The sequence below is a fragment of the Flavobacterium sp. LPB0248 genome (genome assembly GCF_013388355.1).
GTDB lineage: Bacteria > Bacteroidota > Bacteroidia > Flavobacteriales > Flavobacteriaceae > Flavobacterium.
On the sequence record NZ_CP058246.1, the window covers coordinates 2,062,803 to 2,076,937 of the forward strand.

Annotated in this window: 3 protein-coding genes; 1 reads left to right on the forward strand and 2 read right to left on the reverse strand. The window is 34.6% G+C overall.

The annotated features are described in order from the left end of the window. Nucleotides 1-17 precede the first annotated feature (17 nt). The gene (locus LPB248_RS08575; RefSeq protein ID WP_177211062.1) at nt 18-1,019 is read left to right on the forward strand and encodes a helix-turn-helix domain-containing protein; all 1,002 of its coding nucleotides are present in this window, start codon (nt 18-20) and stop codon (nt 1,017-1,019) included. Nucleotides 1,020-1,074: 55 nt separating this feature from the next. On the opposite strand, the gene LPB248_RS08580 is transcribed toward LPB248_RS08575, so the two are convergent. Both LPB248_RS08580 and LPB248_RS08585 read right to left on the reverse strand, forming a co-directional pair. Then, nucleotides 1,075-2,049, reverse strand: coding sequence for a type IX secretion system membrane protein PorP/SprF (locus LPB248_RS08580; RefSeq protein WP_177211063.1), 975 nt, complete (start codon nt 2,047-2,049; stop codon nt 1,075-1,077). A gap of 40 nt (nt 2,050-2,089) precedes the next feature. Continuing rightward, entirely contained in the window at nt 2,090-14,128 is a 12,039-nt protein-coding gene (locus tag LPB248_RS08585) for a T9SS type B sorting domain-containing protein (RefSeq protein WP_177211064.1), read from the reverse strand. Between the last annotated feature and the right edge of the window lie 7 nt (nt 14,129-14,135).

A 14,135-nucleotide genomic window follows, 5' to 3' on the forward strand; every position in this document is an offset into this window, starting at 1 on the left:
AAATCGTTTTACTAATTATGAGAAAGTCCACACATTTTTACAGTTTAAATTCAGAGTGGCAGTATCGACTGACTTGCGCAAAAGATAATACTATCCTAAACAAAGAAATTATTGTTTTACCAGAAACACTTGGTAAGGGGAAATCTTATTTTACTCAAATTACCTCAGGAATTTCTGTACTGTTTATAGACTTCAATTTAACAAAACCTATAAAAATAAATCATACTAAATCAGACAATGACTTTTATATCTTTCATTTTGATTTAAGTGAAAAAACCAGTTCTATAAAAATAAATGATATCGATTATAAAACGGGAGTATCACAAAGTTCTGGCTTAACCATCTTAAGTAGTGATGTTGATAGTTCTTTTAGTCCTCCTGTAGGATGTCGAACACTTGTGCTACGTTTACTAATTGATAAAATTTTACTTAACGGATTTCTTAAAAACCATCAAAATGAAGGCCCTCTAATTCAAGAGATAGAAACTAACAACGAACCGCTTCATTATCATGACACTATTGACAGTAATAGCATTGTATTGATTGAGTCTATTAGGAAAAAATCTTTTATTGAATCCCTATTCGACTCTTATTTAAAAGGCGCTTCTTTAAAAATTTTGGGGAATTTTTTAAATCGCTATTCCGATTTAAAAGAAGAAAAAAATGAAATTACCGACACTGAAAAAAAAGCCATCAGTGCGACCAGAGACTATCTTGTAAAAAATCTGCATAACCCATTTCCTTCTATTCTGTTTTTATCTAAAATGGCGCATATGTCATCATCCAGATACATCTATTTATTTAAATTAAAATATAAGGTAACTCCAAATATTTTCTTTACACAGGAAAAAATGCTTTTATCAAATACACTTTTAAAAAGTGGCAATTATAGCTCTTTAACTGAAATAATTTACGAACTGAATTACAACAGATTAAGTTATTTTTCATCAAAATACTATTCCTTCTTTAATAGAAAACCTTCAGATGACTTTGTAAAAAGAGTAAGTATTCAATTGTAAGACATTTTAATATTACTAAAATCTTTTTCATCATCCAGTTTAGCTTTTTTAAGAATTAGTTACGAACTGGATTTTGAGTACAAGGGCAATTACTAATGGACTGAAGAAAATCAAATCCAATAGTTACAACATGAGTACCTGAATTGTAAGCTCCAATTTGATTAAGTGATGCCTGATAAGAATATCCAAAATAAAAATCAAGTTTCTTAAAACCAGCCATTGGACCAACCAGTAAAGGTTTAAATGCTTGATCATTGAGAAAACGATAAGAAACGCCTATCCAATAATAATCTTCAAAGCGGTTGTACTGTCTAAACTTAAAGTTCAAATCGGTACTAGAACGTTTATCACCTTCAAACAATTGATAATAAACAGATGGTTCAAACTCGATTTTATTATTTTCTTTTCCCTTAAAAACATATCCAGTATACACTTGGTAATTTCGAAGCAAATTAGGTTCATTACTATCAAATTTATCAAGTTGTTTATTCAAAATGTTACTTGCATTTAAACTAAAATAAAACGATTTATTTCTATACAAAACACCTACATCAAAATTATGATTAGAAATAGATCTGTTATTAGTAATACCAGGATCTGGAAATGGGTTTTCGTATGTTGTACTAAATTTATCTACATCAATCTTAAAATTATTGAGATTATAGGAGATCCCAAAAGACAGGTATTCTCTTGAATAATAATCCAAAATCAGGTGATGTGCAAAAGAAACTTTAGCTCCTATTTGTTTTGTATATCCATTTTTATCATTGTAAAGAGAGATTCCTACTCCTGAGCGATCTAGAATACGCATATCAGCATAAACTGATTGGTTATCGGGTGCATCTTTAATTCCTACCCATTGTGTTAATCCATTGGCACGTATTCTAAGGTTATCACCAATTCCAGCAAATGTTGGAGATACTACAAATGGATTATCTGCAAGATATTGCGTAAAAACAGGCAAATTCAATTCTTGGCTGTAACCTGATGTTACAGCCATAAGCAGAATTGATATTATAATTTTTTTCATTGCATTTTTAATTTTAGATAACAAAATATTTTGCCATTAGTTATCTGTAAAGGGTAAAGTGCCCAACAAACTCTCTGTTATCTTTATTATTGTTAAGTTTTAACACATACCAGTAATCACCAGAAGGCAGGTCTATTCCATTATATTTCCCATCCCATTTTTGACCGTATCTGTACTTGGCAATTACTCGGCCATATCTGTCAAAGATTTCATAAACCAAATCTTTATAGTTTATCGTACAACCAGGTCCCCAGGTATCGTTTATCCCATCACCATTTGGAGTAAAATTATCTGGAATACAAATGTCAATGTACTCCATATACTTGGACAATGTTGCAGTACATCCGTTCTTATCGGTAACAGTAATAGTATACGTACCAGTTTTATAAATAATTAATTTATTAAGTGAGCCATAGGACTCCCCGTCTAATGTGTACTGATAATCTCCTCCACCACCAGTTGCAGTAGCAATAATTTCGTTTATATGGCCATCTGTAAGTGACAGCGTTAATGGCTGAACCTCATCAATGGTAAATGGCAATGTTGTTTGTTCGCAACCATTAGTGTGTCTTGCCGTAACAGTATGTGTTCCTGGAGTTATATTGGTAAAAACATTACTAATCTGAAAAGCTGCTCCGTCAAGAGAATAATCAATATCTGCCAAGTTGGTATTACTTTTATCAACTGTAATTGTCACAGAATTTTGTACCGCATTGTTGGCACACTCAGTATTGATTTTTGATTTAGGTTGCAATATAACCGCCTTATCCATCATAACTACCATTTCAATCAAACAGCCTGCATCTTTTATGTATACAGTATGATTATCTCCTTTAAGGTTTACAAAGTCATGTTGTGCTCCTGAAACTGGTACATAAACTCCAAATTTGTCATCAAGACTTACACTGTATGGAGGTGTGCCTCCGATAATTGCAATACTAAATGCGCCATCGTTATTACCATCACAGGTTTCCTGCAAAATAGGACCTATGACTTTTGCAGTCAACACAACTGGCTCTTTAATCTCACACTCTAATATTTTGAAGCATGAAAATTGATCCTGAACTAGAATGGTGTAAACGCCCGCAGCTAAATGATTAAATGTATTGTTATCCTCAAACTGACTTAAATTTGGTGAAATAGCATATTTAATTTTTCCTGTTCCTCCGCTTGCCGTTATTACAATTTTGCCATCATTTTCACTGTTACATGTCGCATCTGTTACTACTGAGCTAGCGGTTAATGCTTCTATCGGCTCATTGATAGTAATTAAATCCGAATCAAATTGACAATCTCCACTATTCACTCTTACCTTATACTTACCTGCCGAAAGTGAACCAAAATAAGTATCTATTTGAGGTGATCTTACTATATCGCCTTCGTCATTAATCAAAGTGTATTTATAATTGCCTAAACCGCCTAGTGCAATTGCATCAATGGAAGCGCTTATATCTCCCTTACAATACACAATTGCTCCGTTTAAATTTAACTCCAACGATAGGGGCGCAACTTCACTAACGGTAACAGTATTAGAAACAAATGCTACACATCTATTAGCATCTCTAACATAATATTGGTGATCCCCTAAAGAGGCTTCAAATGTTATTGATGATGTAAATGAACCTATCGTAGTAGTAAAAGTCGGATCATTACTATACTCATACATTCCTGTACCTCCCTTTGCACTTAAAGTAAGTGTTGCTGAAGTCTGACAAGTCTTTCTAGTTTCCAGCTTCAATGTTGCAACAATTTCAGTAGGTTGAGCTATTACAATATCAGAACTGGTTCCAACACAATCCAATCCATCTGTCACTGTTACTGAATAGACCCCAGCACTTAATCCTTTGAAAAAAGGAATTGTTTGTCCTATAGTTGAGATTGGAGGATCGACAGACAACATATTTAAAACATAGTAATAGTTATTTTCTAATCCTCCCGTTGCCGTTACTTCTATTTCTCCATTTTCATCACCAAAACATAATAACGTACTTGCTGTTGCAACAACACTTATTGGATCTGGATTCTTTAATGTGACCGCTGTTGTCGCAACACATCCTCTGCTATCCTTAACACTCACCGTGTATATTCCTGCTGTTAAACCTATAAACTCATATTGCTCTGAATAAGCTACCTTTATTGGTCCGTCTAGTGCATACTCATAATTACCTGGCCATCCACCACTGCCTTTTACCGTGATGATTCCATCGTTACCTGGATTACATGTAATTAAATTATGTATTTCCTCGATTTGTAGTTTAGCAATTGGCTCTCCAATTGTGAATGTGTTTTCAACGGAACAAAATGGTTTATCTACAAGTGTGGCCGTAACAGTATAATTACCAGCTTTTAAACCTGTAATTGCCGCCGTTCCATCAGTTTTACTTTTACCTGATGCGACCTGACTTCCTAAATCATCATTAATCAAATAGGTAAATTCTAATGTATTATTAGTTGGAATTATTTGACGATCAGTTAGATTCAGATTAACACTTCCATCGTCACCTCCATAACATTGAATGTTGCCTACATTACTTACTTGTAACTCAAATGTATTTGAGTCTTTAACAAAATAAAATGTTTCAAGAACGCAATCTGTTGCGGGATTTTTAACCGAAACAAGATAGTTTCCTATTGTTAATCCTGTAAACAAGCCATCTGTATTAGTATCATTGTATACTGTTGAATCTATACCTGTAATGCTATATGTTAATGGTACTGTTATAATTGTTCCATCTGTTGTTTTTACTTTTACCTGAACATCTTCATTATTCATGCAAGGTATTGACTTTAAAACATCTACCTCTATTTTATCTAGGCCGATATATGGGTTGATGGTAATCGGAACTTCAGCAGTTCCTTCACAATTTTTATCATCATATACTTTTACAAGATAAGAACCTCCATCATAATCAGTTTCAATGTATTTGTTACGATTATCTGCCTGAACAATTTTATTTGGAGATCCAATTTTAGTAAATTCATAAATTGTAAAGTTTTCCGAACCTCCTGTTGCATTTACATTAATAGTGGCAACATTAGGACTATTGGATCCTTCACAGCCAAACTGGGTTATATCCACAACCTCTACATTAATTGCATTTGGTTCAGTTACTTTTACTTGTTCTTCGGCTTCACAACCTCTATCCGAAATAACCATCACCGTATAGTTGTCTGCTGGCAAATTTTCAAAAACAGCACTTTCCTGAAGTCCTCTTTGGAGCCCTTTATCTCCTGTTAAACTATATTTATAGTGAGCACTATCGGCATTGCCATCTATTGCAACAGTTACTGTTCCATCTGATGCTTCGTTACAAGAGGTGGCAGTATAAGTTAAAAGAATACTCGGAATCAAATTTGCTGTAGGAATTTCTATATCAAAATCTTTTGTACAACCAGTAGTCACATCTTTTACCCAGAATCTATATGTTCCCGGTCCTAAATTTTTAAATTCATTAGAATCGCCAAAAGCTCCCGTCTCTAAGCTATATTGATAATTTGTTGGCGCAACTGTTCCTCCTGAAGCTTTGAGTGTAACTACTCCTTCATTACCATTACATTTTGGGTAAGTCGTAATTTCTCCAGATAATTCTAACATATCTAGAATCGTAAAGGCATCTTCTGCTTTGCTAATACATCCGTTAGCATCTTTTACATATACATCATATGTACCTGGTGAATTTACTGTTAAAACATTATTTGTTGTAAAATTCTCTTTATCTAAACCATATTGCAAAGGTTCTACTCCACTAGCAGTAACACTTATCGAATAAGTATCTGTATCAGGATCATAACATTGACTATGAGGTGTTGCTGTAATTGCAGAAGGAATTGGATCTTTGGCAATAGTTATACCTGTCTTAGCGGTACATTTATTTTTATCCATAACCCAAACATCCCATTTCGTATTTAACTCTGGGTCAAGTGTCGCTATATTACTATCACTATACAAACCACTTGGCGAAGTTCCTTCCTGAACAAATGCATAACTGTAATCTGGAGTTCCTCCTGTAACTGAAGTTATTGGAACTGTTACAGTAGTCCCTAAAGTATTACAGTTTTGATTTACAATTGTAATATCATTACTTAAACTCAACGGTAAAAGAGGTTCAGCAATAATAACAGTATTCGAAGTCTGAGAACATTGCGGATAACCACTTTCCTTAACTACAACTGTGTAATTTTTTCCTGCACGCAATTCACTCGCTAAAGTTGCCCCCAAAGTAGTATCGCCTTCTCCTCTCACGACAAAATTAAGCCCATCAAAAACCTCATAAGTATATGCTCCAGAATATCCTTTAACATTAATAGTTATTGTTCCAGTACTATCTCCGTTACATCCTACATCAGTCGATGTTGCAACCACTTTCAATTTATTAAATAACTGAACCTCATACGGATCAGACATTATCGAACAGTTCGTATTATTATCAAATATTTCGAATTGATAATAGCTGCCAGCTGTTAAAGCATCGTAGGTAAATTTATTACCTGTTACCGGTATTTTTTCTGTTATAAGCTCTCCATCTTGATACACCAAATAGCTAAATGGGTTTGGAGTATTTGTACCTCCTTTTATAGTGACGTTAATTTCTTGTTTTCCGTTCTCACAATCTATTGACGGACCAAAAATTACTTCAGGCGCGGTTAATTTTGGGAATGGATCAATTGTTATTGTATTACTGCCAATACAATCTTTACTATCTTTCACATAGTAGGTTAATACCTGAATCGTTTTGTTATCAATTACCTCAAAAGTATTGGTTGGTCCCCATTTTACTCCGTCGTTGCTATATACATAATCTGAAATTGCACCTGTACCGTTACCTCCATTCGGAAGAATAGTAATCTCTTTAGCTTTCAGATCGTTTCCATTGCATTTAAAATCATCCTGAAGCAATGTCGCCGTAATAGGTGATGCATCATCTATTCTAATCGTTTTTGTATCATCACAGCCTTTGTCAGAAATAACTTTTATACTATAAAGGCCTGCTGTCAAACCTGTAAACAAAGGCGTATCCTGCGTTTTTGAAGCGCCAGCAGGCTCAGTCGGTGTAAGTATGTAGGTATACAAAGAATTATCTGTATTTACCAATTTTACTTCAATTGTTCCATCACTAACATTTCCTTGTTCTATTGCACAACTTGGCGATGTAGATTCTAAAGTAAAATCAATAGCAGTTCTTACTTCAATATCAATCATCGATGATTTTTCACAGTTGGTATCAAGATCTTTTACTGTAACGGTATAATTTCCTGCCGCTATATTGTTAAAAACTCCATTATCCTGTACGATATTAGGAACACCAACTACGGTATTATTTTGCAAAGTAAATTGGTAATTCCCTGTAACAGAACCTCCTATAGCAATTGCTGTGATTATACCATCTTTTGCTTCACAATTTGGCAGAGTTGTAAAACTTGCCACTATTTGTAATGGCGTCAATATTTGAACAGCCACTTCATCAACACAATTATTAGCATCTTTTACTCGAACAGTATGTGAACCCGAAGACACATTAGTAATGGTAAATGACATAGTTGAGATTGGCTTGAAAGCCCCATTATCAAAACTATAAGTATGCTGCCCTATACCTGCTGTTATTAAATCAACGTCAATAGAAAACTTTCCTTCTGTTGCTGTACATTGATTTCCAACTTCTGCTTTTATTACTGGCGCAGGATCTAAAGTAACTGTCACATTTGTAGACTTAACACACCCATATGCATCTCTTACATAAACAATATAATTACCAGCATCTACATTAAACGTATTACTTGTATGTGATCCCACCAAAAATGAATCTGCGCTTGGAACTGGAGAACCAGTCGGGAAAATTTGATATAAATATGGAACTGCCCTTACTCCTGGACTGGCACTTATTGTTGTTCCTCCCTGTGCAAAGACTTCAATTATACCTGCGCCTGAATTACAATTTGCATTTTTGGTTACTGAAGCAGTAACGCTCAACATAACTGCAGATTCCTTAATATTAAAACTGGCTGTTGGCACACCACATCCTGTATTTGGTCCCGAAGTTTCCCTCACCAAAACATAATAAGAACCTACTGGTAAAACGCCAATTCCTAAATTATCAACATGTAAAGTTGCTCCTGCTGCAATAGTTTGAGTACCCAAAGTTCCTGCTATAGGTAAATTCGAAAGTGATTCATAAATTTGATAGGAAACGTCTACAGAGGTATCATAACCATTAGAAATTGCAAAACTAACATTGCCATCATTTGAATCTTTACAAGTAATATTTTTGATTACTATCTCATCTAATTTTAAAGAAGATTTTGATGGTATCGGCATCTCAGCAGTTTGATAATAATAACATTTTGTTGTTTCATCGTATACAATAAAAGAATAGATTACTCCAGGAGTCAAAGACGTAAAAGTCGTTGTTTTACTGCCAAATGGCAATTCTCCCTGCCAGCCATCAATACCATCAGCAGTCCATACTTGTCCTGTTCCTTTATAAATATTAAAATGAAAAGGTCCAGTACTTGGAAATTTAGATCCAATCGTAACTGTAGCGCTGCCATCTGCACAAGTTGAAGTTGTTACAATATCAATATCTAAATAATTTACAGGAGCCGCGATCAAAACATTTGCAACCTCCACGTCACAGCTATTATTATCTACGACTTTAATTTGATACAATCCAAAATCAACATCAAAAACTTTCATTGTTCCTGGTACATTGGGAATATGTTGCGAATAACCATTAGGTCCTGTTACATAATAATCATAGTTTTTGGTACCTCCACTTACACTGTTAATTATAATTTGCCCTTGGGCAACTCCTCCATCTTCGCATTTTAAATCTTTTTTATCAAAATCTATCACGAGAGGATTTGGCTGAATAATTTCAACTGGTGCTTTAGTAAAACAACCATTGGCATCTGTAACTTTTACTATATAATTTCCCGCTGGAAGGCCTGTTGTTTTTGTGCCATAATCAACTTCTGGAATTCCTAATTTAGTAACGTTAATAACATAAGGCCCCATTCCTTTTGTTGGATTAATAACCACCTCAATAGAACCTGTAGTTCCTCCATTACATTTAACAGTACCGCTCGGAAGTACAGATGTTATTTCTGGATCTGTTTTTGGCTGTACTATTTCTGTTAGAGTTGTACTACATCCAGTCGCATCTTTAATAGTAAATGAATAGGTTGTTGCTGTTGTTGCAGTTACAGCAACTTCGTTGACATAAGTAAAAGTATTACCTGTAATAGTGTATATTGTTGGATCTAAATTTGTATCTCCATTAATGGCTACTGTATAGCTATAATTAGGAGATCCGCCACTTACTTTACCAGCTATCTCAATACTTGCAGAAGTACATTTAGGTCCACTTTGCAAATTTATGCTAGCCGTTAATGGGTCAATAACAGTTTGCATATCTAAATCTTTATAACATCCAGTTGAAGTGTCTGTAACCCTAACAGTGTATTTACCAGGAGTTAATTCTGTAAAAGTTCCATTATCTTGTGGTGTTCCTCCATTAAGACTGTATGTATAATTTGTTTTTGTATTTGGTATCACATTTATTGTTGCTCCAGTTGTATCAAAGCACAAATTGGCTATAGGTACAATTTCCGCATCAATAGTTTGATTGGTGTCTATTGTGAAAGCACCAGTATTATTAGTACAACCATTGAAATCTGTTACTGAAAATGTATAATTACCAGCATCGAGATTTTTAAACGTCTTATTTGTCTGCTCAATCGTAATACCTCCTGGAGTTATTATAGTATAAACATTACCTCCCCATCCTCCTTTAACATTTATTACAGCACTTCCTTTATCTTTACAGGTAACTGGTTTAACAACTGTAGAAACTATAGTTAAAGCACTAGGTGGTGCTAATACATTCTCTTTTTTTGTTAGTTCACAATTAGTTATTTCATTTTTAATTGTTAGGGAGTGTTCTCCCGCATTTAAGTTTGTAAAAATAAGATCAAAAGTAGTTCCTGTATGTGGTGTGACACCTGACTGAGGAGTTCCTCCATCAAAAATATAAGAATATGGCGTATCGTTCCCTAATCCGGAAATAGTAAACTTTATGGAGCCGTTAGATTCTCCTATACATTTTACATTATTAACTACACTGCTTGTGAGATTAATAACTGGCAATTTTGCAATAGTATAAACTGTAGTAAATGTACATTTGTTCGCGTCTCTAACTATAAAAGTATAAGTGCCTGGAGCTAAATCTTTGAATAGATTTGATTCCTGATATGGTCTCACTAATGCCGCAGGAGCTGTTATCGCATATTCTAATGGTGCCTTTCCACCTGTCACCATCTCAATAGTAACATCAACCAAATTTGAAGGGCATTTAAGTTCTGTATTTTTGATCAACATAGCCGAAGGTTCTGTCAGATCATAAATAGCTCCCACATCTATTACTGCAGGGGAAGGAGAGCATCCTTTGGTATCTGTTATAGAAACAGTATATTCTCCAGCAACTGTTAAGCCACTAAATATACCAGTATCATTTGTTGCTACTACAGTCGTAATTCCATTTATAGTTACACTTAATACATAGGTAAATTTACCATTACCACCATCTGCAATAGCTATAATTTCTGCATTAGTCTCGCAAGTATAAGGTGTTTTTATGGAAGCCGAAGCCTTTATAAGATCTGGTTGTTTTATATCGATTGTTGTTTGTCCCATACAACCATTGCTATCTTTTACATAAAACGTATGAGATCCCAAACTTAAATTAGAAAAATTAGGAGATTTTGTAAATCCTGTAACAGCATTATCACTAAACATATAATCACCTGATCCTCCACTACCAGTTAACACTACTGAACCGTTCGATAAACTATTACATGTTATTGGTGTTACCGCGGCACTAACTATAGGATTAGTAATGTCATTTACAATTCCTGTCACCGTTATTGGGCATGAGTTTTTATCATTTATCACAAATGTATAGGTACCTGAACTATCTGTATTGTAGGTAAACTGTGGACCTGCTATTGGTTCACTTGTATACAATATTTTACTGCCTTTTTTAACTATGTAGGTAAATGGAGCCGTACCTCCTTTAATCGTCACCTCTATTGTTGCAGTTGATGAACTTTCGCAGGTCAAAGATGTTATAGTTTTTACAGTTGCAGCAAGTTTGGCGTTAATTGTCTGGGTTACAGCCGTAGTTTGACATCCGTAGGAATCAGTTATCACGAAAGTATAATCTCCGATTGCAGTACCATCGTAAGTAAATGAAGAACCAGTAATAGGAACACTTGGACTCAATGCTCCTGAATTGTATTTAACCTGATATGTATAGGGTGCTACTCCTCCTGTAATATTTACTGTTATTGTCGCTTTAGTACCATTAAAACATGTCCCCTTTGAATCTATTGTTGCAACTGGTAAATCAGGAGCAGGAATAACTATATTTATCGTAGCATTTTGCGATTGACATCCATTTTTATCCTTTACAACAACTATATAGCTTCCTGGTTTAACATCTGAAAAGATATTTGAATTTTGAAAATCTTTAATTACAGTAAAAGTAGTTCCATCCAGTAATTGATATTGGTAAGCCGGAGTTCCTCCAGAGGTCATCACTTGAATAGTCGCCCCTGTACGACAAGTGGCAGGAGTTACTATAATTACTTTACTTATCTCTAAAGATGCAGGAGCTTTAAGTTCTTGCGTGAATGAAGATAAGCAACCATCAGCGCCGTTATTGTATCGAACTTTTATTTTATAAATCCCTTCTTTTTTATCAGTGATAATAACAGGCGATAACTTACTATTGATCCATGTAAGTCCATCATCCAAAGAATAATCGAAACCATATACTGCATCAAAATTCTTAGCCGTAATGGTAAATCCTCCATCTGTGCCTAAACTACATTTTACATTTATAGGATTTATTACTGTTGCTGAAAAAGCTTTTGTTGCATCGATTGGAATAGAATAATCCATTTTTGTTCCACACGACACCGCGTCAGGAAACAAAGCACTAGTCTCTTTATAATCAACTGTTATTTTATGCGGACCAGGTACTACATCTAAAAAAACATTAGGGTTTGTATTATTCGTATTGAGTACTCCATCTATATAATATTGATAGCTGTAAACATAGTCAGGAGCCTCTCCTTGTATGTTTACAGTTATTGTTGCATTACCATTACAATTGTAGACTGGATCAATAGTAACAACTGGTGCAGGAGGCTTAGGCGCCAAATAAATTTCTGACATTGGATAAATACAACCAGTGGCATCTTTTATATAAAATGTGTATGGTCCTCCAGGATTAATAAAAGCCACATTAGAGGTTTGCCAGGTCTTTCCTCCATCAAAACTATACAGATATAAATTTGGGGCAGGAAAAGGCACTCCTCCTTGCGGATTTGCAATAGTTACAACTCCCTGAGATTCTTTTCCCTTAGGGCCGCAACCAGATAATCCGGTTATTTTTGCTATTGCTGTTAAAGCTGAAGTTGGGCCATCTATCGTAATTTTCTTCAAATCTTGGCAGGATGATTTTCCTATGTTATATTTTACCACAACATCATAAGTCCCAGATGCCAAATATGAAAATGTATTGCTGATCTGAAATGTTTGTCCATTATCTTTACTATAGGATAATTCGTAGCCATTAGCATTAGTGACATTAATTTTTATGCTACCTGTATTATTTCCATAACAGACATTATCGGTCTTATCAATCGTATATTCGGGTTTTAAAACTGGGGGAATTACAATTGAAGCTGTTGCAGAGCAACTAAATGCATCTTCAACTTCCACTTTATAAGTGCCCGGAGCAAGTATTTTTATTGTATTTCCAACAGAAGTAAATCTGCCGTCGGCAGAACTTATATTATACGTATATCCAGATCCTGTACCTCCAGCAGCATTTATAGATACTTTTCCATCACTGCAAGGCATTAAAGGTTCTGTGATTGTATATGATACTTTTACCGGTGGCTGAAAATTTATCTCAGCTTCATAGCTATAATTAAAACATTTAGAATAAGAAGTTGTTACTGTAGATTTATATTTGTCTTTTCCCCCTGTAGATCCATTTTGAGAGTATAACTTTGGCCAAACATATTTGGCCTCAAATGTAGGGCCATAGTAATATATTTCATTATCATTGGCATCATAAAGTTTATATTCAAACGGAATATTGGGGTTATCAGTACCTACAACCTCCGTTACTAAAGTCCCTGCTTCTCCATAACATTTTGGATTGTAAGGATAAAATTTGAAAGCAAGATCTTTATTAATATATTGTATCAGTTTTTCACTTCCTATGTTAAAAGTACAGGCCCCTGGAAGCCCTTTTACTCTCATAAATATATTGTATGTGCCACCAATAGAAGTTTTAAAAACATTACTGTCTTGCCATACATTTGATATATCTGCTCTAGCATCCTGAGTAAAATTATACTCATAACCACTCCCAAAACCATCAACCGTAATTCGTCCATCTATTGAACATGAGTTTATACCGCCGCTGGAATATGTTACAATATCACTTTTAGTGATTACCGCATTGTCTAAATTTGTTTTATAGGCATTAAAATAAAAAGTACAGGGAGTAAATGTGTAATCTACTATAACTACTTTAAACTGGCCCTCAGTATCGACCAAGTAATCTGGCCCCTGCCCTACTATTGACCAACATGAAGCAGGAGCACTGTCATTAGGACAATCATTGTTCGCAGCGGGAGGGCACGAGCCACTATTAAATTTATACCATGTAACAGAATAGGCATCTATGTCTGATTTGATAAGTCGAGTATCATAGTTACCACATAAAAATAGTTTTGGCAATTGTTGCCCATCATTTGGACAAATAGATATAGTACCTAAATAAGGCGGTAATACATATTCAATTGCAGGATTGGTATAGTGACCACCAGTGAGTTTTGCAGGTTTAGCGGTTGATTTAGGAAATGCCCCACTTAAGTAATCCGCTTTTTCATTATTATTATTTGGTATCAAGGTATCCAAGTTCAAATTTTGTGAATACGAAATGATGCCTTGTAAATAAATCAAAGCCACTAATCCAAATTTTAAAATAATAGATTTTTTCATAGTATTT